The sequence below is a fragment of the Leptotrichia rugosa genome (genome assembly GCF_041200005.1).
GTDB classification, from domain to species: domain Bacteria; phylum Fusobacteriota; class Fusobacteriia; order Fusobacteriales; family Leptotrichiaceae; genus Leptotrichia; species Leptotrichia rugosa.
In genome coordinates this window covers 758,183-782,519 of record NZ_CP165644.1, presented here as the reverse complement: position 1 = coordinate 782,519, position 24,337 = coordinate 758,183, and the positions used below count along the sequence as shown (strand labels likewise).

The 24,337-nt window shown below is 30.7% G+C and carries 23 protein-coding genes and 1 pseudogene; 6 read left to right on the top strand and 18 right to left on the bottom strand.

Annotated features, from left to right (window positions below; all coding sequences use genetic code 11):
• Nucleotides 1–16 precede the first annotated feature (16 nt).
• From rph to AB8B22_RS03885, 5 genes are all read left to right on the top strand, one after another.
• Complete coding sequence (gene rph / locus AB8B22_RS03905; protein WP_094080674.1) at nt 17–730, top strand: ribonuclease PH; 714 nt, start codon at nt 17–19, stop codon at nt 728–730.
• Between the two features lie 256 nt (nt 731–986).
• Nucleotides 987–1,592 (top strand): tetratricopeptide repeat protein, encoded by a 606-nt coding sequence (locus AB8B22_RS03900; protein WP_369711730.1) that lies wholly within the window; start codon nt 987–989, stop codon nt 1,590–1,592.
• Between the two features lie 168 nt (nt 1,593–1,760).
• Nucleotides 1,761–2,483 (top strand): queuosine precursor transporter, encoded by a 723-nt coding sequence (locus AB8B22_RS03895; RefSeq protein ID WP_369711729.1) that lies wholly within the window; start codon nt 1,761–1,763, stop codon nt 2,481–2,483.
• A 93-nt stretch (nt 2,484–2,576) separates the two neighbouring features.
• Nucleotides 2,577–3,281 carry a radical SAM protein gene (locus AB8B22_RS03890; RefSeq protein WP_369711728.1) on the top strand — a complete coding sequence of 235 codons (705 nt, stop codon included), beginning with the start codon at nt 2,577–2,579 and terminating at the stop codon, nt 3,279–3,281.
• Between the two features lie 258 nt (nt 3,282–3,539).
• On the top strand, nt 3,540–4,826 hold the full coding sequence (locus AB8B22_RS03885; protein WP_369711727.1) for an OmpP1/FadL family transporter: 1,287 nt from the start codon (nt 3,540–3,542) through the stop codon (nt 4,824–4,826).
• A gap of 168 nt (nt 4,827–4,994) precedes the next feature.
• On the opposite strand, the gene AB8B22_RS03880 is transcribed toward AB8B22_RS03885, so the two are convergent.
• From AB8B22_RS03880 to AB8B22_RS03870, 3 genes are read right to left on the bottom strand one after another with little or no spacing between them, the layout of a single operon-like run.
• Nucleotides 4,995–5,735, bottom strand: coding sequence for a metallophosphoesterase (locus tag AB8B22_RS03880; RefSeq protein WP_369711726.1), 741 nt, complete (start codon nt 5,733–5,735; stop codon nt 4,995–4,997).
• Nucleotides 5,726–6,280 carry a hypothetical protein gene (locus tag AB8B22_RS03875; RefSeq protein ID WP_369711725.1) on the bottom strand — a complete coding sequence of 185 codons (555 nt, stop codon included), beginning with the start codon at nt 6,278–6,280 and terminating at the stop codon, nt 5,726–5,728. Before AB8B22_RS03875 ends, AB8B22_RS03880 begins: the two co-directional genes overlap by 10 nt.
• A gap of 39 nt (nt 6,281–6,319) precedes the next feature.
• A complete protein-coding gene (locus tag AB8B22_RS03870; RefSeq protein WP_369711724.1) occupies nt 6,320–7,588 on the bottom strand; it encodes a YcjF family protein in 1,269 nt (422 codons plus the stop codon).
• A gap of 233 nt (nt 7,589–7,821) precedes the next feature.
• On the opposite strand from AB8B22_RS03870, the gene AB8B22_RS03865 reads away from it, so the two are divergent.
• A complete protein-coding gene (locus AB8B22_RS03865) occupies nt 7,822–9,804 on the top strand; it encodes an elongation factor G (protein WP_369711723.1) in 1,983 nt (660 codons plus the stop codon).
• A gap of 239 nt (nt 9,805–10,043) precedes the next feature.
• Here AB8B22_RS03865 and AB8B22_RS03860 read toward each other — a convergent pair whose 3' ends face one another.
• From AB8B22_RS03860 to rplA, 15 genes and pseudogenes are all read right to left on the bottom strand, one after another.
• Nucleotides 10,044–10,439 (bottom strand): hypothetical protein, encoded by a 396-nt coding sequence (locus AB8B22_RS03860; protein WP_237048639.1) that lies wholly within the window; start codon nt 10,437–10,439, stop codon nt 10,044–10,046.
• A gap of 77 nt (nt 10,440–10,516) precedes the next feature.
• Nucleotides 10,517–11,869, bottom strand: coding sequence for a M18 family aminopeptidase (locus AB8B22_RS03855; RefSeq protein ID WP_094080685.1), 1,353 nt, complete (start codon nt 11,867–11,869; stop codon nt 10,517–10,519).
• A 122-nt stretch (nt 11,870–11,991) separates the two neighbouring features.
• On the bottom strand, nt 11,992–12,918 hold the full coding sequence (locus AB8B22_RS03850; RefSeq protein ID WP_369711722.1) for a DUF1385 domain-containing protein: 927 nt from the start codon (nt 12,916–12,918) through the stop codon (nt 11,992–11,994).
• Between the two features lie 25 nt (nt 12,919–12,943).
• Complete coding sequence (gene disA, locus AB8B22_RS03845; RefSeq protein WP_237048640.1) at nt 12,944–14,014, bottom strand: DNA integrity scanning diadenylate cyclase DisA; 1,071 nt, start codon at nt 14,012–14,014, stop codon at nt 12,944–12,946.
• 4 nt (nt 14,015–14,018) lie between these two features.
• Nucleotides 14,019–15,362 (bottom strand): annotated as a pseudogene (radA, locus tag AB8B22_RS03840) (DNA repair protein RadA).
• A 75-nt stretch (nt 15,363–15,437) separates the two neighbouring features.
• Nucleotides 15,438–15,938 (bottom strand): pantetheine-phosphate adenylyltransferase, encoded by a 501-nt coding sequence (gene coaD / locus AB8B22_RS03835; protein WP_094080689.1) that lies wholly within the window; start codon nt 15,936–15,938, stop codon nt 15,438–15,440.
• Between the two features lie 10 nt (nt 15,939–15,948).
• Nucleotides 15,949–16,653 (bottom strand): ribonuclease III, encoded by a 705-nt coding sequence (gene rnc, locus AB8B22_RS03830; RefSeq protein WP_314079259.1) that lies wholly within the window; start codon nt 16,651–16,653, stop codon nt 15,949–15,951.
• Nucleotides 16,654–16,716: 63 nt separating this feature from the next.
• The gene (fabF, locus tag AB8B22_RS03825; protein ID WP_094080691.1) at nt 16,717–17,952 is read right to left on the bottom strand and encodes a beta-ketoacyl-ACP synthase II; all 1,236 of its coding nucleotides are present in this window, start codon (nt 17,950–17,952) and stop codon (nt 16,717–16,719) included.
• Nucleotides 17,953–18,094: 142 nt separating this feature from the next.
• Complete coding sequence (gene acpP / locus AB8B22_RS03820) at nt 18,095–18,316, bottom strand: acyl carrier protein (protein WP_094080692.1); 222 nt, start codon at nt 18,314–18,316, stop codon at nt 18,095–18,097.
• A 107-nt stretch (nt 18,317–18,423) separates the two neighbouring features.
• Entirely contained in the window at nt 18,424–19,329 is a 906-nt protein-coding gene (gene fabD / locus AB8B22_RS03815) for an ACP S-malonyltransferase (RefSeq protein WP_369711721.1), read from the bottom strand.
• 13 nt (nt 19,330–19,342) lie between these two features.
• Nucleotides 19,343–19,705, bottom strand: a complete 363-nt coding sequence (locus AB8B22_RS03810; RefSeq protein ID WP_094080840.1) for a hypothetical protein — start codon at nt 19,703–19,705, stop codon at nt 19,343–19,345.
• 28 nt (nt 19,706–19,733) lie between these two features.
• On the bottom strand, nt 19,734–20,711 hold the full coding sequence (locus AB8B22_RS03805; protein ID WP_094080694.1) for a beta-ketoacyl-ACP synthase III: 978 nt from the start codon (nt 20,709–20,711) through the stop codon (nt 19,734–19,736).
• A 226-nt stretch (nt 20,712–20,937) separates the two neighbouring features.
• Nucleotides 20,938–22,242, bottom strand: a complete 1,305-nt coding sequence (locus tag AB8B22_RS03800) for a thymidine phosphorylase (protein WP_369711720.1) — start codon at nt 22,240–22,242, stop codon at nt 20,938–20,940.
• 117 nt (nt 22,243–22,359) lie between these two features.
• Nucleotides 22,360–23,400 carry a BMP family lipoprotein gene (locus AB8B22_RS03795; protein WP_094080696.1) on the bottom strand — a complete coding sequence of 347 codons (1,041 nt, stop codon included), beginning with the start codon at nt 23,398–23,400 and terminating at the stop codon, nt 22,360–22,362.
• Between the two features lie 189 nt (nt 23,401–23,589).
• Entirely contained in the window at nt 23,590–24,297 is a 708-nt protein-coding gene (rplA, locus tag AB8B22_RS03790; RefSeq protein WP_369711719.1) for a 50S ribosomal protein L1, read from the bottom strand.
• Nucleotides 24,298–24,337: the final 40 nt, after the last annotated feature.

The window sequence follows — 24,337 nt, the reverse complement described above, 5'->3', positions numbered from 1 at the left end:
GGAGAAAAAAATCAAGTTGAGAAATAATAATAGGAAAAATGATGAAATGCGAGAAGTTAAAGTTACAAAAAACTACATTATTCATCCTGAAGGTTCAGTTTTAATTGAATTTGGAAATACAAAAGTCATCTGTAATGCGACGATTGAAGAAAAAATTCCAAGATGGTTAAAAATGGATAATTCTTCCAAAGGGATTCACTCAGGCTGGATTGCCGCTGAATACAGTATGCTTCCCCGTGCAACGAACACCCGTGTCCAAAGGGAATCTATAAAAGGAAAAATTTCAGGTAGGACAATGGAAATCCAAAGGCTTATTGGAAGATCTCTTAGAGCTGTAATTGATCTTGAAAAACTGGGAGATAGAACAATTATGGTCGACTGCGATGTCATTCAGGCGGACGGCGGTACAAGAACTGCTTCAATCACAGGAGCTTATCTAGCTGTGGAACTCGCAATTGAAAAGTTAATTGATGAAAATAAATTAAAAGAAATTCCAATAAAATCAAAAGTTGCCGCAATAAGCGTCGGAAAAGTCCGAAATGAGATAATTTTGGATTTAGACTATGAGGAAGATTCCGCAGCAGATGTCGATATGAATATCATCATGACGGATAAAGGCGAATTTGTAGAAATTCAGGGAACTGGTGAAGAAGCAACCTTTACTCAAAATGAACTCTTAAAATTCATCGAATTATCCAAAAACGCATTTAATAAATTATTTACTTTATAAAATTTATACCCACTTCTTTAAGTGGGTATAGTTGTGAACTACTCCCACTTGTAGAAGAGGGAGCTTCTTGGGAAGTATCTGTTTTTGCTAGCCAAATATATTTACCAAGCTCTTCGGGCAGTCCCTGCCCTGACTATGAGTATTATACCATATAAGAGCTGTTATTTCAAGCTATATTCTGCAATTCATCTCCCACTTATAGAAGAAGGAGACTTCTTGCTAAATATTGTTAAAAAATTTTATGAAAGGGGAAAAAATGGAATTTAATGAAAATACTAAATTATTTCAAAAATATATGGAAAGAATAAGAAATGGCGATACAGAGGCAATGAATGAAATGGGTTTAATCTTCCAAAATAGTAAAGACAATGAAAATGCTAAAAAATGGTATTTACGTGCAATTGAAAAAAATGATTTTTCTTATGCTAATAATCTAGGCTATCTTTACGCTGGAGAAAAAGACTATGAAAATGCCAAAAAATATTATTTGATTGCGATAGAACACAATGATTTCAATGCTTTGACCAATCTTGCCGTTTTACTTCAAGATAATAAAAAATTTGAAGAAGCTGAAAAATTTTATTTGAAAGCTGTGGAAAAAAACTGTGAAAATGCTAAAAATAATCTTTTAATATTCTACAACGAAACTAAACAAACGCAAAAAGAGAAAAAAGTATATTCTCAAATGGCTTGGGGCGGTGATACAAATGCGATGAATCATCTAGGAATGATTTATGCTGGAGAAGGAAAATATCATGAATCTGAAGAATGGTTTTTAAAAGCTGCAGCACTTGGAGATAAACATGCTAAAAAAAACCTTAAAATTTTGAGAGACAACAAACATAAATTTTCAAAAAAATAAATTAATTTTATTTTAAAATATTTTAATTTCTTGATTTTTTTAAAATATTTTGATAAAATATATTTCGATGTTTGGGAAAATCCATCGTTAAAAAAAACCTTTTGTAAACACATATTTTCAAAAGGATATGTGTTTTTTTATTTGTAAAAATTTTTAAGGAGGAAATAAATGTTTAATTTTTTTAGCCAGCTTCGATTCGGAGTAAATGAATTGTTGTGGCTTTCATATTTAATTTTAAATTTTACGGCAGTTGTACTTGCTTACAGATTTTGGGGAAAAGGAGGACTGTTGTCAGTTGTACCGCTATCAATTGTTTTAGCTAACATTCAAGTTGGAAAAATGATGACCTTGTTTGGTTTTGATGGCATCACAATGGGAAATATCGCATTTGGAGGAATTTATTTGGCATCGGATATTTTGACAGAAAACGAAGGGAAACATTATTCTAGAAAAGTGGTTTCATTAGGTTTTGCTGCGATGTTATTTACGACATTTATAATGCAAATTGTACTAAAAATAAATGTTTCACCTGATGATAAGATGCAAGGTGCTTTATCAGCAGTATTTGGGTTTATGCCAAGACTTGCGATTTCAAGTGTGTGCGGATTTGCAGTTTCTCAGTCATTTGATATTTGGTCTTATCAATTTATTAGAAAATTTAGACCATCTTATAGAGATATTTGGATTAGAAACAATGCGAGTACAATGATAAGTCAAATTTTAGACAATATCGTATTTTCGTTTTTAGCATTTACAGGAAAATATCCTCTACAAACAGTAATCGGAATCATATTTTCAACATATTTATTAAAAATCGTAATTTCACTGCTTGACACACCTTTTGTGTATATTGCGACTTTATGGAAAAAACAAGGTAAAATAAGTGATTAATATTGAATTTATATAATTAATAAATTCTTTACAAATTATGTTGGCATAGAAAAGATAAATTATTTAAAAAATAAAAAGGAACATAAATGGGAAATGGAAAGATATAGTGTAATAAAAGAGAAAAATCCTCGTGAAATCGTGTTATTAAAAGGATTTAACTGTATGTATGGAAACTGTGCTTTTTGTAACTACATCTTGGATAATACGAATAATGAAAAGGAAATGACGAAAGTAAATTTTGAAGCTTTAAGCAAAGTTACTGGAAAATATGGGGTTTTGGAAGTAATAAATTCTGGCTCAGTATTTGAGCTGAATAAATTAACGATGGAAAAGATAAAGGAAATTTGTAAGAAAAAAAATATAAAAATACTTTATTTTGAGGCGTATTTTGGTTATTTAAACAGATTGAACGAGATTAGGGAGTATTTTTCTGAACAGGAAGTGAGATTTGCATTTGGATTGGAAACTTTTGACAATGATTATAGGACTAAGATTTTGAAGAAAAATTTTATCTTGAATGAAAGAGTTTTAGAAAAATTGAAAAGAGAATATCAGATGTGTCTATTAATGATTTGTACAAAAGGACAGACGAAAGAGCAAATCTTAAATGATATTGAGCAGGGAATAAAACATTTCAAAGAGCTAGTTGTAAGTGTGTTCGTAAATAATGGTACCCAAATTGAACGGGATGAAGAATTAGTTTCTTGGTTTTTAAAAGAAATCTATCCGAAATATAAAGATAAAAAAAATATTGAAATTTTGATTGATAATAAAGATTTTGGAGTTTATGTGCAATAAAAATATAAAAGTTATGATAAAATAATGAAATTATTTTGTTGTAACTTTTTTATTTGAAAAACTTTTTCAAAAAAATTTGATTACCAAATAATTTGTCTTGACAATTAATATAACATATGTTATATTAATCCGACAAACATATAAGTTACAATTTAAAATCTGTTTTATTTGCTATCTCGAAATACTTAAAGATTTTTTTAATAACAAACTTATATAAATAAAAAATTAGAAAAAATTAAAGGAGATTAAAGGAAAAAAATGAGATTAAAAATAATATTAACAGCGCTTTTAAGTACTTTGGCATTAAAAGCAGTAAGTATGGACTATCTTTCAAATAATTCAGCTTCATACTTTCAAAATCCATCGCAAACTGGTAAAATAACAGTGGAAGGAATTTTTTATAATCCGGCAGGAACAGTATTTTTAGAAGATGGGAAATATATAAATGCAAATATGCAAAATTCTATAATTCAGGAATCAATGACATTGAATAGAAAAAAATTGGCTTCAAACAGATATGCCGGAGCACCGTCATTTAATTATTTACAGAAAAAAGAAGGAACTTCAATTTTTGCAAATGTAAGTGTTATTGCGGGAGGAGCCACTTTGAAATATGATGAAGGAGTTGCTGGAATAGATTTGGCGGCAGAAACATTTGATAATATGACACGAGGACTGTTGGGGGCTAAAGTTACTAAAAATCAATTTAGCGGACAAAATAGATATTATCAATTGATGCTTGGTGGAGCACACAAAATAACAGATAAATTCTCGATTGGCGGAGGAATAAAATATGTCCACGCTTTGAGGAAATTAAATGGACACGCTTCTTTCGGGTATAATCCATTTATTGGTGCAAGAGTTGGATTGACAGGAAATGACTTGTATTTAGACTCCAGAAGAAAAGCAGATGGTGTTGGAGCAGTATTAGGTTTAGATTATAAAGCGACTGATACGTTGAATTTTGCTGTAAAATATGAAACGCCTGTAAAATTGAAATTTAAGACAAAAGCGGTTGAAAGTACAAATATGACATTAGCTGGAAAAAAAATTGGATTGTCAGATTTTTATCCTAAATATGCAAATGGTGTAAATTCAAGAAGAGATTTACCAGGAGTATTGTCGTTAGGAGTTTCTAAAGATATTAATGACTGGACTGTTTCTAGCGGATATATTCATTATTTCAATAAAGCAGCAAATATAGATGGACTAAGTTATAGAGACGGACATGAAGTGAACTTTGGAGTTGACTACAGATTTTCACCAAAATGGACTTGGCACGCAGGATACAACTATGCTCACACAGGAGCTCCAAAACAATCATACAACGATACAGAATATGCCATAAATGCACAAATTTACACGACAGGATTGACATTCAAGCCGGCAGAAAATCACGAATGGAAATTCGGTGTTGGATATGTTAAATATAATTCAGAAAACGGAGAAACAGAAATAACCCATGGAATAAAATTGGATAAATCGAAAGTTAAATATGATAAAAAAGTGAGTGTATTTTCTTTGGGGTACACTTATAAATTTTAAAATTTGAAATTTTGTAAAAATAGGGAAATATCGTTTTAAGGGAGTGGAATTTATGCTCCCTATTTTGAATATTTATAAAAACAGGATAATACAAAATACTATCCTGCACCATATATCATACTTTGAGTTTACATAAAATTTTGGATACTCTTTTTTTCAATTTTTCTGTTAAAATCTTCTATCCCAAAATTCTTCAACTTTAATCTTATTTTTCTCCAAAACATATAATTTCTTTTCCTTCAGCTCAACACATCTTAAAACATTAGTAAAAAAACATCCAGCATCCAGATTTATACAATTATTTTCGACAGTTATATCTTCTTGTGGTGTATGTCCGTAATATACGGTTTTTGCTGTATTATTTTTTTTGTACCAATCATCTCGAGTCCACAATAAATATTTAATTTCTTGATTTTCTAAACTTTTAGAAAAATCAATTCCCGCATGAACAAATAAATAATTTTCACTTTCAGCAATGTGTGGCATTTCCCCAATAAAATTAAATAGCCATTCTTCTTCATAAAATTTATCATTTTTCCAATATTCATTAATTGTTTTTACTTTATTTTGATGTTTAAAAAATGATTTTATTGTTTTATTTCCGCCATTATATACCCAATTTAAACGATAAGTTTCATCATTTTTTGATTTGAAAAGCATATTTTCGTGATTTCCCATTAAATGAATGATATTGTAACCTTTCTGAATCATCTTTTTATACCAATTGTACAACTCAAAAGAAAATTCTCCTCTATCGCAACTATCTCCAAGAATCAATAGCAAATCTTTCTTTTTTAATTTGATTTTTCTTATCATTTTTTTAAATAGATCAAATCTTCCGTGAATATCCGTCAAAACAAAAATTTTTTGATAATCAGATTCCTTAATCCTTTTTATATTCAATTCCATATTTTCATCATCTCCCCCATTTCAAACAACCACGTAATATACTCCCGCTTTTCATCATACTTTTTCTGTATCTCATCAATTTTTTCATTAAATTTTTGATTATTCGCATAATAGTTTTTCACAATATATTTTAAAACTTCAAAACAAAAATTTGAACAAATAGTCATATTTTTACTGAAACTTCCCTTCACATACTTTTCATTTCCAAAACCAAAATCTCCGATTGTGAAAACTTTCATATTTTTATCATAATTATTTTTCTCAAAATATTCTTCCACAAAATTTTGGATTTTTCCAAACTCTCCTTCTGGAAAATTAATTTCAAAAATTTCTGCTCGATTTTCTAAATATGTCCTTGTTTCCAGACGATTTGGCAGATACCATTTCATTTTCCCGTCTTTATTCAATTTTTCCGAATAATCATAGACTGTATTTCCGACTATCATTTCACAATGGATAAAATCTGACTTTGTTACATTTTTTATTAATTTTTCTATAATATTTTTGTCATTGCTCCGACAAAATGAAATAAATATCCGCTTCATCTTTCTCCCTTTTTTCTTTTTATTTTTTCTTTCTATTTTTTATTTAACATTTTTATTTAATATTTTCATATTTTTAAATTCATTAAAATATTTTAAGAAATTTTCTTTCAAGTCATCTAAGTCTAAAATAATTTCTCCAGTTTCATTATTCACATTATTTTTTAAATATTCTGAATAACCTAATCCAATTGCTCCTGTAATGCTTCCAGCAACCGCTCCATTTGCAGCCCAGCCAATAACTGGAATAATTTTTAACAAATTTGCAGCCAATTTTCCAATTTGCGCTATACCTGTTATTGAAATTAGTGCCGCCGCAATGTCGGTAAAAGTATGAGTTCCTGCGTCTACACGATAAATTGTATTTATATCAATTATCATTTTTGTCTGTAACGCCGCAAGAGCTATTGAATCTGGAAATGGTAATGGTGTTGCTCCGATTCCAGCTGCAAGAAAAGCATATTTATTTGTCGCATCAGCAGCTTCTTTTGCCATTGTTTCAAGCCGTTCCTTTAAAATTATAGTTTGAGCTTTTTTTACTGCGTTTTGTCTGCCTTCTGAAATATATTTATATGTTTCGTGCAACAGTTCCTGTGCGCCTTTTGGATTTAAAACTACTATTTCATCATCAATTTCAAACATTTCTTTAACATTTCGAACTCTCACAAATGCTCTTGCTTTTTCCAGAATTTTTTCATCAATAACTTTTTTCACAAATTCAGATTCCTTCAAAGTATCTCTTTTTGTAAATACAACAATCGTTGGGATTCCGCAATTTTCAAGAATATCCAAAAGTCTTACATCAGCCGTTTCAATTCTGCCGCTTTTTTCGCTAATACAAAGCCAAGCAATGTGGATATGCTCATTTTCATCTTTAGACTTTTGCTTTTCATCCAAAAAATCTTGAATATTTGCCAATGTCTGCTCATAGTCTTCCGCTTCAATTCCTTTTGTGTCGTATAAATTTACATTGTCTTTTTCTAGATGATAACATTTTATTTCTTGAGTTACTGGCATTCCAACTCCAATTTTAGCAACTTCTTTTCCAAAAATATAGTTAATTAGCGAACTTTTTCCAACTCCAGTTTTTCCAGAAATAATGATATTTACAGTTTCTTTCCCAGAACAAGATTTAAAAAATTTTTCTTCTTTATTTTTTTCTTTTTCTTTATCAAAAATTATTGCTCCATTACTAATCATTAGACCTTTAAGACTTTTTAAAATTTCTTCTCTCGTTCCAACTTTTTGATTATTTTCATTCGTTTCTTTGCTTTCTATTTCCACTAAATCTTTAAATTCTTTAACATCCATATTTTGCTCCTCTCTTTTTTTAATGAATTCTTTACATCTTTTTAGTTTTAATTTCACTGTAAGTATACTATTTTTAGATTTTGTTTTACTTATAAAAAAATTAAAAAATATAAAATCATAAGATTTTTTTTAATTTATCTCTTGTTTTTTTCGTATTTCAAGTTAAAATTTAGTATAGAGAATTAAATTTTTATTTATATTAGCAGAAAATTGTTAATTGAGAGGAGAAAATTATGAGAATATATGATGGCAATAACATTAGAAACATTGCTTTATTGGGAGAAAGCGGTGCTGGAAAAAGTAATATGACTTCCGCTCTTGAATTTACGGCAAAACTTACAAATAAAATTCCTAATTCTAGCGATAATGTTAAAATAAGCAGTTCTCTTGCCCTACATGCAATTGAATATCAATCTTTCAAATTTAATTTTTTTGATGTGCCTGGATATGTTGATTTTTTTGGGGAACTTGAATCTGGACTTGCAGCATGTGATGGAGCAATTATCACAGTTGACGGAACGGCTGACTTAGCTGTCGGAACTGAAACCGCTCTTGAGCTCACTGATAGCCGAAACATCCCACGATTCATATTCGTGAATAAAATTGACAGTGAAAAAGCTGACTATGAAAAGATTCTTTTGCAACTACGAAAAAAATATGGTAAAAGAATCGCACCATTTCATGTACCTTGGGGAGTTGCCGTTAATTTTAAAGGACATATAAATGTTGTGGATATGTTCGCCCGTGAATATAATGGCTCTGAATGTGTCAATGCAGATATGCCAACTGATATGGACGACAAGATTTTGCCGATTCGTGAGATGCTTTTGGAAGCGGTTGCTGAAACAAGTGAAGAATTGATGGAAAAATATTTTAATGGAGAAGAATTTACTACAAATGAAATTCACGCTGGACTTAGAAAAGGTGTACTAGATTGCAGCGTAATTCCTGTTATTTGCGGTTCAACTACAAAAAACATCGGACTTCACACAACATTTGACATGATAAGAGATTATTTGCCAGAACCAATGGACAATCCAAAAGTTGATGCTAAAAAAGATAAAACTACTTGCCAAATTTTTAAAACAATAATTGATTCATTTTTGGGAAAAGTTTCTTATGCAAAAGTTTTATCTGGAGAGCTAAAACCTGATTCAGAAATTTATAATTTGAATAAGAAAAAAAATGAAAAAATTGGAAAACTTGGAACAAATGTGGCTGGAAAAATGGAAATTTTAAAAAAAGGAGTCTGTGGAGATATTGTTTTATTAACGAAACTCGAATATGCTCAAACTTCGGATACACTTTCAACTGATAAGAATGAAACTGCACAAAAAAATATCACTTTTCCAAAAGCTCAACTTTTGGTTGCAATAGAACCACTAAATAAAAACGATGATGAAAAGATGTCGACTGGACTTAACAAACTTATGGAAGAAGATCCGTCTTTTTCTTGGAAAAGGGATATGGAAACTAAGCAAACTATTTTGGGAGTGCAAGGAGAACTGCATTCCATCACATTGATTGAAAAACTAAAATCTAAATTCGGAGTTGATATAAAAACAGTTGACTTAAAAGTGCCATACCGTGAAACCATTAAAGGAAATTCGGATGTTCAAGGAAAATATAAAAAGCAATCGGGAGGACACGGACAATATGGAGATGTGCTTATCAAATTTTCTCCTTGCGATGAACATTTTGTATTTGAAGAAACTATTACTGGAGGAAGGGTGCCGAAATCATATATTCCAGCTGTTGAAAAAGGATTAAGAGAATCACTTGCCCACGGAGTTTTAGCGGATTATCCTGTCACAAATATAAAAGCAGTTTTGTATGATGGCTCTTATCACGATGTGGATTCTTCAGAAATGGCTTTTAAAATTGCAGCAAATTTAGCTTTTAAAAAAGGAATGCTTGAAGCTAAACCGACTTTGCTCGAACCAATTATGGAACTTACAATTTTTGTGCCAGAAAACTGTATCGGGGATATAATGGGGGACATTAACAAAAAGCGTGGAAAAATCATCGGTATGGACACTCATAAATCAACTAAGCAAAAAATTACAGCTGAAATTCCAATGGCCGAAACATTTAAATATGCAACCGATTTAAAATCGATGACAAAAGGAAAGGGATATTTTGAAATGAAACTTTTAAAATATGAAGAAGTTCCCTTTGATTTAGCACAAAAGATAATTGAAATCAGAAAAAAATAATTCTTGAAATAATAAATTTATATTTTTAATAAAATTTTTGAAAGCGTCTGAAATTTATAGTTATTTTAATATATATTTTAGAGATTTATGAAAAAATTTTTATTTATCTGATAAAAGTCATAAAAATTCGGTGATAACGATATTCATAGGATAAAGGACTGTTTTATGAAACCATCATGAAACAGTTCTTAAAAAAAATTATAGGCATCTCACTTTACTGTGAATTACCTATTTATTTTTTAAATATTATTCTTTTCTTTCGGAATCCCTATTCCATTTAAAAATAAATCTATTTCTTTTTCAAGATCCAATACATCCTCCCTCGCATAATGCTCATAATTATTTCCCAATTTTAGTGTTCTTAACACCACTTCCCCAAGATAACTTATTTCAAACATATACTCTTCTACAACTAATTTTGTTTTATTATTTATTTCATCATCGTAAAAATCTATAACCAATGTTACCGTAAAATCTGAAAGATCTTTTAAATCAACTTTCCTGTCATTAACAAAATAATGTAAAATGCTTTGTTTTATAATAAATTCCAAATCGCTTTCAATAAAATCTCGTGGCTTATCCATATTGTGTGCAATATAAACTAGCACTTTATCTAAAAATATCGTATCAATCAACTCCTAATTTTTATTTGTTATTTTTACCAAAATTTATATAATTTTTATTTTAATTTTTTTATTTTCAAAATTTACTTTTATCCCTTTGAAAAAAATTCTTTTGCTAATTCTTTTAGAAAAAAAACATCATAAACTCCACATACTTCTCTTGCCGAATGCATAGCAAGCATAGGGACTCCAACATCCACTGAATCTATTCCCAAGTGAGTTGCAGAAATTGGACCAATTGTCGAGCCACCAGGTTCATTTGATTCATTTACAAAATTTTGAATTTTTATATCGGTTCCTTCGACTAATTGCTTAATCACAGAAATTGAATAGGCATCCGATGTATATCTCTGTTTTGCGCTTATTTTCACAGATAAACCTTCATTCATTTTTCCACGGTTTGTTGGATCTGTTTTGGAAATATGTGCGGGATGTGCAGCGTGTGCTGCATCAGCTGAAAGCATAAAAGAATTTTCAATCATTTGTAAAAATTCAATTCTATCAAGTCCCAATGTCAAAGCAATTCTCTCTAACGTATTTAACAAATAATTGGAATCAGCTCCCTGTTTTGTTGCACTTCCAATTTCCTCATTATCAAATGCGACAAATACATTAATTCTATCCTCATTTTTACTGGCTTCAAAAAGTCCAAGCAGTCCCGTGTAAACTGAAGCCAAATTATCAATTTTAGGCGAAGAAATCATTTCTTCGTTTGCACCCAAAAGGCAACCTTTTTCCCAGCAATAAACATACAAGTCAAAATCAAGAATATCTTCTTTTCTCACATCAACATTTTCCAAAATCAATTTTGTGAGAAATTCTTCTTTTTCAAATTTTTCATTTATAAGAGAAAGCACTGGCAAGACATCGTTTTGTCTGTCTATTTTTACTCCATTATTAACTTCTCTATTCTGATGAATTGCTAAATTTGGTATTGTCATAACTGGCTTATCTATTTTCACTTTTATAGTTTTTGGTGCAAATATATTTTCTCCTTTTACAATAAGTCTTCCTGCAATAGATAGCGGTCTATCAAACCAAGTATTTAAAATTGGACCTCCATAAACTTCTGTATTTAATCTTAATATATTTTCTGTTATCATTTCAGGATTCGGCTTAATTTTAAAACAAGGCGAATCCGTATGTGCCGCAAATATTTTAAATCCTTTTTTTATATCAACATTTTTTCCGACTGTAAATGCTATTATCGTAGAGCTTGACTTTTTAAAAAAATATTTTCCACCTTTTTTCAATTTCCATTTTTCTTGTGGCATAAGTCTTAAAAATTTATTTTCTTCTAAAATATCAGAACAATTTTTTACAACATGAAATGTACTTACGCTGTCATCAATAAATTCAATAACTTCTCTTCCAAAACTTTTTACTTCCATATCCAAAAATTTCTCTTGAATATTAACCAATTCTTTCGTATTATGTATCACCTGTATGTCCTCCCAATAAATAAATTTCTTAATACTTATATTATACCCCAAAAATCAAAAATTCCTAAAAATTTTTTTATTTAAAAAAAAAACAGGAATTTAGTTATTCCTGAATTTTTATCTTATTTTTTTTCCACAAATACTTCAGTCGCATTGTTAACTTCTTCTCCAAGTGACACTTTTAATGCGACAATTGCCACTTCAAGTTGACTTTCATCTGGCTCTCTGGTTGTAATTTTTTGCAGCCACATTCCAGGAATTGCTATCATTTTTGCAAAGATGTTATCTAAATGAAAACTTGACCATCTTTGGAACTCATATGAAATTCCTGCAACAAATGGCACAAAGAGTACTCTTGTAATCAATTTATAAAGCACCATAAATAGATGATTTCCCTTTGGCATTGGCAAAATAAAATCTACCAGCGAAAAAACTATTATACTTACAAGCATTACAAGAAGCAAAAAGCTTGTTCCACATCTTGGATGAAATCTTGTGCAAACTTTTGCATTTTTTGGTGTCAACTCTTTGTGTAATTCATAGTTCATTATACTTTTGTGCTCCGCCCCATGATATTCAAATACTCTTTTTATATCTTTTAAAAACGAGATCCCAAAAATATATCCCAAAAACAATAATAATTTTATAATAGCTTCTGTTAAATTTTGCATCACAATATTTGAAGGAAATAAAAATCCTCCGACTGCTGATGGCAACCACATAAATACTGCAATACTTACTAGGACTGATGTTAAAATTGTAAAACCAATTTGTTTGTCGCTTAACTCCTCTTCTTCAAGTCCAGCTTGATTTGATGCGAATATAAGCTCACTTGTCCCTATAAACATTGCGTCATAAAGGGAAATAATTCCTCTTATGAATGGAATTTTTACCCATTTATTATTATTTTCTGTCAAAATTCTTTTTTTGTAGACAATACTTCCGTCCTGTTTTCTCACCGCTGTTGCAATTGCTTTAGGACCTCTCATCATGACACCTTCCACAACGGCTTGTCCACCCACTGTAACCCTATTTTCTTTTTGTTTCATTTATTTCTCACTTTCTTAAATTAATTTATTCCCTGTCCAAAGCAGTTTTATTTTTTATTCTTCTCAGAGCTTTACTAATATGAAGCGCTTTAAATTTACTTATGCCTTTTAGTTCTGTTACCTCTTGAACAGAAGCCGCCAAAATAGACTGTACTCCTGAAAATTCTTTTATCAAAGTTTCCTTATCCTTTTTAGTAATTTTTGAAATATTGTTTAATAGCCCGTATCCTCTTGGCTCAATCTTTTCATCTAAATTAATAACGTTAATGTCATATCCCAATAGATTTAAAATTTTTTCATCATCTAACAAATCTTCTTTTGTCAAATTTTTTACTTTATTTACAATTTTCTCAATTTTTACGCAACCTTTTTGATAATCTCTTATGAGTGCTTCAAAACTTTCATTTTTATTGAGCATAATTTCCTCATATTGAATTTTTATAAGCCTGCCTTCAGTCCCTAGCTCAGACATATATTCTTTTAGCTCTTCAGACATTCTAAAAAAAAGTCCATACATTCTAAAACATTCAATAACATCAAATAACATAACTGTATTATCATATTCCAAAATAGATAAATTAGTGCGAATTTTTTCAATGTTTACAGAATATTTTTCAAGTGCCGTTATCGCTTGGGAAGCTTTTGTAAATAAACCGCCTATATCATTTAACAAATATCTGAATTTCCCCAAATATACCGTTATTTTATTTCGTCTTTCAGAAACTGTTATTACCAGATTCCCTTTTTGCTGTGCTATTCTGTGTGCTGCCTGATGCCGTGTACCGCTTTCATCAGTCTCTATATTATAATTTGGCTGCAGCTGGATATTCGCACCATAAATTGTTTCAATATCTTCAGATAAAATTATTGCACCGTCCATTTTGGAAAGCTCGTAGACTCTTTGCGGAGAATACTCGGCATTTAATTCAAATCCACCACCCATAACATCTTTTAACTCTTCAGGATTTCCTAAAACAATCAAAGCTCCAAGTTTTGCTTCTTGGATTCTACCAACGGCTTCTCTTAATTTTGAACCCGGTGATATAATTTCAAATATATATTCTAATATTTTTTTTCTGTTTGTTAATTTTTTCATTATTTTATTTTATCCTTTCAACTAATTCACTTATATTACTGATGTAATTTAGTTTTATTTTTCTTTTGGATTTATTATTTTCTTCGTTTTCCAGCTCTTCTTTATGGCTTTTTGGTAAATAAACTCCTGTGAATCCTAATTTTTCAAGTTCCGTTATTCTATTCTTTATAAACGAAACCTTCCTCACTTCTCCTCTAAGCCCCAGCTCCCCAATTGCCGCTATTTTTTGACTAACAGGCTTTCCACTAATTGAAGACAATAGAGAAAAAACTACAGCCAAATCGGAACTTCTGTCACTTAAATTGATTCCGCCAGGAATATTAATATAAATATCCTTTGAATTTACATCTACCTTCAATGAACGTGATAAAACTGCACTTAAAATTTCAACTCTATTTTTGTCATATCCTTCCACAGTTCTTCGTGGCATTCCAAAATTTGGTGTTCCAAGTAGTGACTGCACTTCAAACAAAAACACTCTACTTCCTTCAAAAACTGGAACTATTATACTTCCGATATTTTTTTCATCTCTGTCACTTATAAAAAATTCTGACGGATTTTTTACTTCACTTATTCCATTTTCCTTTATATCAAAAATAGAAACTTCATTTGTTGACCCATATCTATTTTTTGTTGAACGAATTATTCTGTAATAGTTATTTTCTTCTCCTTCAATCTGCAATACGGCATCAACCATATGCTCCAAAAGTTTCGGTCCCGCCAATTTTCCATCTTTCGTTATATGTCCGACTATGTAAAAGGAAATCTCATTTTTTTTCGCAATTTCAATTATTTTTAACGTAGTTTCCCGAATTTGAGAAACACCTCCAGCAATAGAAGACAAATTTTGTGAATACATCGTCTGAATCGAATCAATTACAACAACTTTAGGTTTTTCCTTCAAAATAATACTTTCGATATTTTCAATTTTTGTGTCGCTCACAATGTACAAATTTTCACTTTTTACATTTACTCTGTCCGCTCTTTGCTTTATCTGACTTGCTGATTCTTCCCCAGAAACATAAAAAACTGCTCCCAATTTTGAATATTCCTGTGACAACTGAAGGAGTAGTGTCGACTTTCCAATTCCAGGACTTCCTGTTACGAGCACCACTTCTCCTTTTATCAGTCCCCCGCCTAAAACTCTGTCAAATTCCTCAAACGAAGTTCTCATTCTAAATTTTTTCTCTATTTCTATCTCTGAAATTTTACTTATGGAAATATCTTGAGATACTATATTTTTAGATACTTTTAATTCTACTTCTTCTTCAAATGTTCAATTGCAATTTGGACATTTCCCTAGCCACTTTAGTGAACTGTAGCCACATTCTGAACATATAAATTTCATCTTTTCCTTTTTTACTGCCAAAACTCACACCCCCTTTTTTACACATTGAATATTGAACTAAATATTCTTACTTTTTTATTCACTCATTAATTCCACTTTTTCTATTATTTTTTCTTCCACTTCTTTTGTCACAAAATGGCTTAAATCTCCATTATTTTGTGCAACTTCTTTAACCAAACTGGAACTTAAATATAAATATTCTCTTGATGCAGTCAAAAATACCGTTTCATATTCACTTTTTGCAAGTGTCTTATTTGTCAGTGTAAACTGCAACTCATACTCATAATCTGACAATGCTCTAAGTCCACGAATTAGAATATCAACTTTTTCTTGACAAATAAAATCTACCAATAACCCATTGAAAATTTTAACTTCTGCTTCTATATTCTCTTTTTTTAAAGTTTCTTTTATCATCGCAACTTTTTCTTCATCAGAAAACCAGGATTTTGATTTTGAAGAATTTTTAAAAATTCCAATTACCACTTTGTCAAATAATTTTGAAGAACGTCTTATAATATCTAAATGACCTTTTGTTATTGGATCAAAGCTACCTGGATACAAAGCTTTTTTTTTCATAATTGTTCTCCTATTTTTTTAATTTACTCAATTTTTCAAGTGCCTGTTTTGCCGCATTTTTTTCCGCTTCTTTTTTACTCTTACCTACTCCAACACCAAAAACTTCGTCATTCCATTTCACACAAGTTTCAAAAATTTTGTCATGATCAGGTCCTTTTGTTCCAATTAACACATATTCTGGCATTTTTTTATATTTTCCTTGAACAACTTCCTGTAAAATTGTTTTATGATCTCCTGTTCCTTCGATTTCTTCAAGATTGTCTATCTTATTAAGTAAAAATTTTAATGCGACTTCTTTAGCAGTATAATAGTCAGAATCCTTAAAAATTGCACCAATTAGCGCTTCAAACGCATCTCCTAAAATTGATTTTCTGTGTCTTCCACCAGACATAATTTCACCGTTACTTAAATATAAATATTCTCCCAATTCCATATCGGATGAAATTGACGAAAATACTGGTTCACTTATAATTTGACTTTTTAATTTGGCAAGTTCTCCTTCTGTTTTTCCTTCATATCTTTCGTAAATATATTCTGTCGTTATTAAATTCAGGACGGCATCTCCTAAAAATTCAAGTTTTTCATTGTTATAGCGCTTCGTCTTTTCGATTTCATTCGAGTATGACCTATGTGTCAAAGCTTTCTCCAAATATTTTTTATTTTTAAACTCATAACCTATCTTCCTCATAAGTTCCTCTGAATCTTTTTGCATCATTCCACCTCCTTAACTTATTAATAGTCAAACTACAAAATAGCAGTTTGACTATAAATTTTAATATTATCCTTTATATTTTCTAAACGCAAGTACCGCATTATGTCCACCAAATCCAAGTGAACTTGACATTCCAACTTCAATATCTCTTTTTACAGCTTTATTTGGCACATAATCCAAATCACAAAGTGGATCAGGATTTTCGTAATTTATCGTAGGCGGCATTATTCCTCTATCAATAGCAAGTGCTAAAAATGCAGCTTCTATTCCACCTGCTCCCCCCAATAGATGTCCTGTCGCACCTTTTGTCGAACTTACTGAAAGTTTGTAAGCGTGTTCTCCAAATGCTGTTTTTATTGCTTGTGTTTCATTTTTATCGTTTGCCGGAGTTGAAGTTCCGTGTGCATTTATATATCCAACTTCTTCAGGTTTTATATTTCCTTGCTCCATTGCCATTTTAAAAGCTCTAGCTGCTCCTTCTCCACCGTCAGATGGCGCTGTCATATGATAAGCATCTCCTGTTTCTCCGTATCCCACAACTTCTGCATAAATCTTAGCTCCTCGTGCTTTTGCATGTTCCAACTCTTCCAAAATTAAAACTCCTGCTCCTTCTCCTAATACAAATCCATCTCTATCCGCAGTAAACGGTCTTGAAGCAGTTTTAGGATCAGGATTGGTTGATAATGCTTTTAAGTTTGCAAATCCTGCAATTCCAGATGGTGTCACAGTAGCTTCAGTTCCTCCTGCAATCATCGCATCCGCTTTTCCTAATAGAATTGTCTGGAAAGCATCTCCAATTGAGTTTGTCCCTGACGCACAAGCTGTCACTACTGTTTTATTTGGTCCTTTTGCCCCTGTGTAAATTGACGTATTTCCAGACGCCATGTTTGCAATAGCTGCTGGAATATAAAATGGAGACACTCTTTTTGGTCCTCTTGTAACCAATTTTTCCACTTCTTGCTCTATCACATCAAGTCCACCAATTCCTGAACCAATAATTGTCCCAATTCTATCTGCGTTTTCTTCTGTAATTTCAAGTTTTGCATCTTCCAAAGCTTCTTTAGATGCCGCTATTGCAAATTGTGAAAATCTAGCAATTTTTTTCATTTCTTTTTTTTCAATAAACTTTTCTGCCTCAAAATCTTTCACTTCGGCTGCAATATGCACAGGATGATTTGAACTGTCAAATTGGGTAATTTTATCAATTCCACACTCCCCAGCTAATAAATTTTTCCAAGCTTTTTCTCTTCCAGTTCCCAATGGTGTTACTAATCCTATTCCCGTTATAACTACTCTTTTCATCAATACACCTCTCATTTTTATTATTATCAATTTTAGATTTATAATTTAATTATTATCTATTCTTTTACATTTTAACATTTTTTTTAAAATTTTTCAATAAAAAAAGGGGGGAACTCCCCCTTAAAAGTATAAATCTAAGCAACTATTTAGATTCAATATATTCCATTACATCTTTAACTGTTTTAATTTTTTGTGCATCTTCATCAGGAATTTCTATATCAAATTCTTCTTCAAATGCCATAATCAATTCAACTGTATCTAGTGAATCAGCTCCCAAATCATCAACAAATGACGCATCTTCAGTAACTTGATCTTCGTCAACTCCTAACTGTTCAGCAACTATTGATTTAATTTTATCTAGCATTAAATGCCACCTCCGTTTTAATATTCTAAATTATTATACCAAAAGAATTTAAATTTTGCAACTATTTTAAGAACTTTTTTTAAAAATACTTAATTTTTTAGTACAAATTATAAACTTTCAATATTTTCTACATTTTCAATATTGACAACTTCTATTTCTTTATTAATTTTCTTAATAAGCCCGGCAAGGACTTTCCCAGGTCCAACTTCATAAATTTTTGTTACGCCGTTTTCACTAAGTTTGTTAATTGTATCAACCCATTTTACAGGACCAAATGTCTGATTATAAAGTTCATTTTTTATTTCATTAGATGAAGTCAGAATATTTACCGTAGTATTAGCCACAATTGGTGTTTTTGCGTCATTCCAGCTATAATTTTCAAATTCTTTTTTCAAAATTTCGGCAACAGGCTTCATAAGCGACGAATGAAAAGGTCCTGACACCGCAAGAGGCAATGCTCTTCTAGCCCCTTTTTCCTTGAAAATTTCCAAACTTTTTTCAATCACATCTTTTTCTCCTGCAACAACTGTTTGTTTAGGCTCATTATAATTTACTGCTTCAATTACTCCATCAATATTATTACAAATATTTTCCACTTCATTTGAAGATAATCCTAAAATTGCAGCCATCGAACCCTCTATTTTAGCCTCGCTCATTATTTTCCCTCTCGCAGAGATCAATTTTAACGTATCAACTTCGTTCAAAAATCCAGCTGCATACAGCGAACTATATTCTCCCAAACTATGTCCTGCAACAAAATCTGGATTTATTCCTTTTTCTTTTAATAATTTTGTTAAAACTACTGAAAATAAAGCTATTGCTGGTTGTGCAAACTTTGTATCTTTTAATTCATCTTTTGTCCCTTCAAATATAACTTTTTTCACTTCTTCATTATTTTCAAAAACTCTGTCTATTATCTTTTTATTTTCATAGCTCACACTGTTATACAAAACTTCACCCATTTTTTCATACTGTGTTCCTTGACCAGGAAATACAAAAGCAATTTTTGACATATTTTCTCCTTAATTATTTGATTTCTTCTGCTTCTTCTATTTCTTCTTCATCATTTTTTTTAGATTTTGATTTTTTAGGAAATTTGTTAAATTTATTTTTGTCAACAGTTTCTTTTACACCAAGTCCTAAAATTACAAGTCCAGATATTAAAAGAAGTATCCAAAATGGTAAGTCTTCCCAAATTAATGATAAATAAGAATAAATTCCCACTCCTACAAAAATCCATCCAAGCACTTTTTTCTTAAACACAAAGTAAATTCCCAAAAGAATCAATATAACTTGATAATTAAAAACATATTTTTGAATTTCTTCAGGAATAAATTGAAGCAAACTCAATATTACTATTACTAATCCCCAAAATATTTTTGAGTTCATAATCATCACCCTTTCTAAAATAACTTTTTTATTTTGACCATTCAAATAAAATTGAACCGTAAGTAAGTCCTCCACCGAATCCTGTTATTACAATTTTATCACCTTTTTTAAGTCTATTTTGCTTACTAGCTTCATCTATTGCAATCGGAATTGAAGCTCCCGAAGTATTTCCATATTTATTTAAATTTACAAAAAACTTATCTAACGGTTGCTTAAATCTCTTAGCAATTGACTCAATTATTCTTATATTTGCCTGATGTGGTATAAATAAATCTATATCGTCTGCTGTAATATTTTGTTGTTTTAAAACATCATCAACACTTTCAGGGAATACTTTTACCGCAAATTTAAAAATTTCTCTTCCATTCATTTGTAAATATGTCTCTTTATTTTCCAATGCCTCAACAGTTACAACTTTTCTAGAGCCTCCTGCAGGTACAATCAATTCACAGGCGCCAGAACCATCCGCAACCAAATGACTTGCACAAAATCCGCCAGTTTGCACTTCTCCTAATACAACAGCTCCTGAACCATCTCCAAACAAGATACAAGTCCCTCTGTCGCTCCAATCCATAACTCTTGACATAGTTTCAGCACCAATTACAAGAACTTTTTTATAAATCCCTGATTTTATAAAACTGTATCCTGTCGTAAATGCATAGACAAATCCTGTACACGCTGCACTTATATCAAAAGCTGCAGCTTTTATTCCCAATTTATCTTGAACTAACGCCGCTGTCGACGGCGTGAAATGATCTGGGGTCATTGTTGCAACGATAATCAAATCAATTTCATTTTTATCTATCCCGGCATCATTTATAGCTTTTTTTGCTGCGCAAAATGCCAAATCTGAAGTTGCTTCATTTTCAGAGGCTATTCTTCGCTCCTTGATACCTGTTCTTGTTGTGATCCATTCATCATTAGTGTCAACTATCTTTGCTAAATCATCGTTTGTCAACACTTTTTCTGGAACATAAGAACCTGTCCCCAAAATTCCTATTCTCATTTTTTTCTCCTTCTATTAAATTTTATAAAACTTGTTATATTTCCTCTTTATTTTTACAAATTTTAATATTTACACAATAAGTTTATCATAAATTTTAAAATTTTACAACACAATAAATTTTTTAAATATAAAAACTTTTATAAAAGTTTAATTACTTTTTTTAATTTTTTTAGGTCCAATATAACATTCAGTGCTTTAAGAATTTTAGGATACGTAACGAATAAAATTAATCAATGATTTCTATCACCACTTTTTGCCCGCTAACTTTTTCATTTTGTAACACATACGCATCTAAAAGCATTTCTTTTGAATTTTTTAAATTTTTTTCGTCATTATAATAAATTTCTGCCAATTTTTCTCCTTTTTCCACTTTATCACCAACTTTTTTAAAAATCTTTATTCCGACAGAATGATCAATTTTATCATATTTTGTAGCTCTTCCTGCACCAATTATCATCGCCGCTTTTCCGATTTCTTCAGCTTTTATTTTTGCGACATAGCCATTATTTTGGGAAAAAATTTCCAATTTTTCTTTTGCAACCGGTAAAATTGAATAATCATTGACTAAATTTTCATCGCCTCCGCTTTCAGCTATAAATTCTTTCAATTTTGAAAGTGCAAGACCGCTGTTTATCACTTCATCAATTTTCCTATATCCATCTTTTAATTCTTTTATTACACCTTTAGCTTTTAACGCAACTGCTGCAATTGTATAAACCACTTCTTTTACATCTTTTGCTCCATTTCCCTTCAATGTTTCTATCGCTTCAATTATTTCAATCGCATTTCCTACTGAATATCCAAGCGGTTCATCCATGTTGCTCAAAACTGCTCTTACTTTTCTTTTAAATCCAATCCCAATTTCAATCATTCTTTTTGCCAATTCTCTTGCACGCTCAATATTTTTCATAAAAGCTCCATCACCAACTTTCACATCAAGAATTATCACATCTGACTGAATCGCCAGCTTTTTACTCATTATACTGCTTGCAATTAATGGAATACTTGGAACTGTCGCTGTAACATCTCTTAACGAATACAATTTTTTGTCAAGTGGAACGATTTTATCGCTGTAGCCCATAAGCCCGATTCCAGTTTTACTTGCGATTTTTTCAACTTCTTCTTTTGAACTTGAAAATTTGAACCCTTTTATCGCTTCAAATTTATCAATCGTACCGCCAGTATGACCCAAACCTTTGCCTGATAATTTAGTCGAAGCCAAACCAAGTGCTGCAAGTATTGGCGCTAATACAACGGTTACTTTATCTCCAACTCCACCTGTACTATGTTTGTCGACTAAAAATTTATTAATCTTTTCAAATTTTATAATTTCTCCTGAATCTCTCATTAAAGTTGTAAATTCCAAAAGTTCAGCTTTTGTCATATCATTAAAATATACCGCCATCAGAAATGCTGACATTTGATAATCTGGAACATTTCCTTTTAAATATTCACTCAATAAAAAATGAATCTCTTCTTTTGCAAGTTCTTCTTTTTCTCTTTTTTTCTCAATCAAATCCACTACTCTCATAATTTTTCCTTTCTATAAATTATCTAATTATTTAATTTTTAAAATAAAAAATAAAGTTTTAAATTTTTTAAAAAAATAAGCGAGACCAAAAAGATCCCGCTTTTTTAACTTTTATAATTATATTTTTGGTTTTACAACAATTTTTCCACTTTTAATATCTTGTTTAATTTGTTCAAGTTTTTTAATATTTTCTTCACCAATTTTATCTTTGGTAAATTCAAAATTTGTTGTTCCAATTCCATCTTCTTTTATTCCATATGTCTGAACTTTTGCGGCAAACTTTCCATTTAAAGTTGTTTTAATTTCATCAAAAACTGCATTATCCACATATTTCATCATGGAAGTTAAAATATTTCCTGGATATAGACCGTCTTGATTTGAATCCACACCTATTCCATAAATATTTTTTTCTTTAACAGCTTGAAATACTCCAAGCCCACTTGCTCCAGCTGCGTGATAAACTACATCTGCACCTTGTTGAATCAAAGTTTCAGTTTTAGCTTTTGCCGAAGCTTGATCGTTAAACGCTGATGTTCCACCAATTGTAACTGGTATAACTTTAATATCAGGTTTTACATATCTTGCACCTTGCGCATACCCTGCAAAAAATTTTGCTATCAAATCTGAATTATCAGCACCCACAAATCCTATAGTTCCTGTTTTATCCATCATTGCAGCCAAAGCTCCTACTAAAAATGAACCTTCTTCTTCTTTAAACGTAATCGAAGCTACGTTAGGTTTGCCATTAACTACACTATCAATAATTGCAAATTTTTGCTCTGGAAATGCATCAGCTACTGCAGTTACTGCATCTTGCATTGTATATCCAACTGCAATTATCAAGTCATATTGTCCTTCTTCCGCAAATCTTGTAAGTGCATCCTTTGCTTCTGAATTTGGATCTTTTGGCTCATACTCACTATAAGTTATACCCAATTCTTTTTTAGCCTTTTCAAGTCCTCTAAAAGTTGAATCATTAAAAGATTTATCGCCTTTTCCACCAGTTGAATAAACAACTGCCACACTTTTGTTGGAATTTGTCGAATCAGTTGAAGTTTTTCCATCTTTTACCTGATCCGCTGTTGCAGGTTTATTTCCACATGCAACAATAAACATCAATGCGAGAATCACACTAAAAATCGTCAAAATTCTTTTCATTTTTTCCTCCTAAATTTACTTCATAATAATACTATTATTATACCTTATTTTTCTCTGTTTTTAAATAACTTTTTTTGTTTTTTTAGTTAAAAAATAATTAAAAAAATAATAATAAAATCAAAATATTCTGAACAAATAATTTTTTTTAATAAAAAAACTATCTCTTTAGATTGAGATAGTTAATTTTTATTATTCAGCAACAAAACTTCCTGCTAATAATGGGTCAATTTTAATTCCAGGTCCCATAGTTAATGAGATTGCAACTGTTTTTAAATATTGTCCTTTAGAAGCTGCTGGCTTTAATTTAACAATTTGATTTAATGCAACTTTAAAGTTTTCTATGATTGCTTCTTTTGAAAAATCAACTTTTCCAATTGGTAAATGAATCGAACCTAATTTATCAACTTTAAATGCAACTTTTCCTTTTTTAAATTCTGTTACAGTTTGTTCAATGTTTGTTGTAACTGTTCCTGATTTAGGGTTAGGCATAAGTCCTTTAGTTCCTAAAATTCTTCCTAATCTTCCTAATTTAGGCATCATATCAGGTGTAGCTATAACTAGATCGAAATCTAGCCATCCACCTTGAATTTTACTGATATATTCATCATCACCAGCAAAATCTGCTCCAGCATCTAATGCTTTTTGAATGTTATCTCCTGAAGTAATTGCTAACACTCTTACAGTTTTTCCTGTTCCGTGCGGCAATGAAACTGTACCTCTTACTTGCTGATCAGCATGTCTTGGGTCAACTCCAAGTCTTACAGCTAATTCAACTGTTTCAACGAATTTTGCACTTTTTGTATCAAATACTAATTCCAAAGCTTCCTCTGGAGTGTAAACTTTCATTTTATCAACTTTTTGAGATATTTCATTATATCTCTTACCTTTTTTTGCCATTTATTATTTCCTCCTCTGTGGTCATTGGCTAGAAAACCTT

Bases quoted from the DNA above. Each gene is read 5' to 3' on its own strand.
- rnc (WP_314079259.1), bottom strand. From the start codon at position 16,653: ATGATGCAAAAAGATTCAGAGGAACTTATGAGGAAGATAGGTTATGAG.
- fabF (WP_094080691.1), bottom strand. From the start codon at position 17,952: ATGAAAAGAGTAGTTATAACGGGAATAGGATTAGTAACACCATTGGGA.
- AB8B22_RS03870 (WP_369711724.1), bottom strand. From the start codon at position 7,588: ATGGATGTTAAAGAATTTAAAGATTTAGTGGAAATAGAAAGCAAAGAA.
- AB8B22_RS03850 (WP_369711722.1), bottom strand. From the start codon at position 12,918: ATGAAACAAAAAGAAAATAGGGTTACAGTGGGTGGACAAGCCGTTGTG.
- AB8B22_RS03880 (WP_369711726.1), bottom strand. From the start codon at position 5,735: ATGGAATTGAATATAAAAAGGATTAAGGAATCTGATTATCAAAAAATT.
- rplA (WP_369711719.1), bottom strand. From the start codon at position 24,297: ATGGCAAAAAAAGGTAAGAGATATAATGAAATATCTCAAAAAGTTGAT.
- AB8B22_RS03885 (WP_369711727.1), top strand. From the start codon at position 3,540: ATGAGATTAAAAATAATATTAACAGCGCTTTTAAGTACTTTGGCATTA.
- disA (WP_237048640.1), bottom strand. From the start codon at position 14,014: ATGAAAAAATTAACAAACAGAAAAAAAATATTAGAATATATATTTGAA.
- AB8B22_RS03805 (WP_094080694.1), bottom strand. From the start codon at position 20,711: ATGAGAATAGGAATTTTGGGGACAGGTTCTTATGTTCCAGAAAAAGTG.
- fabD (WP_369711721.1), bottom strand. From the start codon at position 19,329: ATGTCAAAAATTGCTTTTGTATTTCCTGGTCAAGGAACACAGTATGAA.
- coaD (WP_094080689.1), bottom strand. From the start codon at position 15,938: ATGAAAAAAAAAGCTTTGTATCCAGGTAGCTTTGATCCAATAACAAAA.
- AB8B22_RS03795 (WP_094080696.1), bottom strand. From the start codon at position 23,400: ATGAAAAGAATTTTGACGATTTTTAGTGTGATTCTCGCATTGATGTTT.
- acpP (WP_094080692.1), bottom strand. From the start codon at position 18,316: ATGCTAGATAAAATTAAATCAATAGTTGCTGAACAGTTAGGAGTTGAC.
- AB8B22_RS03800 (WP_369711720.1), bottom strand. From the start codon at position 22,242: ATGAGAGTAGTGGATTTGATTGAGAAAAAAAGAGAAAAAGAAGAACTT.
- AB8B22_RS03900 (WP_369711730.1), top strand. From the start codon at position 987: ATGGAATTTAATGAAAATACTAAATTATTTCAAAAATATATGGAAAGA.
- AB8B22_RS03865 (WP_369711723.1), top strand. From the start codon at position 7,822: ATGAGAATATATGATGGCAATAACATTAGAAACATTGCTTTATTGGGA.
- AB8B22_RS03890 (WP_369711728.1), top strand. From the start codon at position 2,577: ATGGAAAGATATAGTGTAATAAAAGAGAAAAATCCTCGTGAAATCGTG.
- AB8B22_RS03810 (WP_094080840.1), bottom strand. From the start codon at position 19,705: ATGAACTCAAAAATATTTTGGGGATTAGTAATAGTAATATTGAGTTTG.
- AB8B22_RS03875 (WP_369711725.1), bottom strand. From the start codon at position 6,280: ATGAAGCGGATATTTATTTCATTTTGTCGGAGCAATGACAAAAATATT.
- AB8B22_RS03895 (WP_369711729.1), top strand. From the start codon at position 1,761: ATGTTTAATTTTTTTAGCCAGCTTCGATTCGGAGTAAATGAATTGTTG.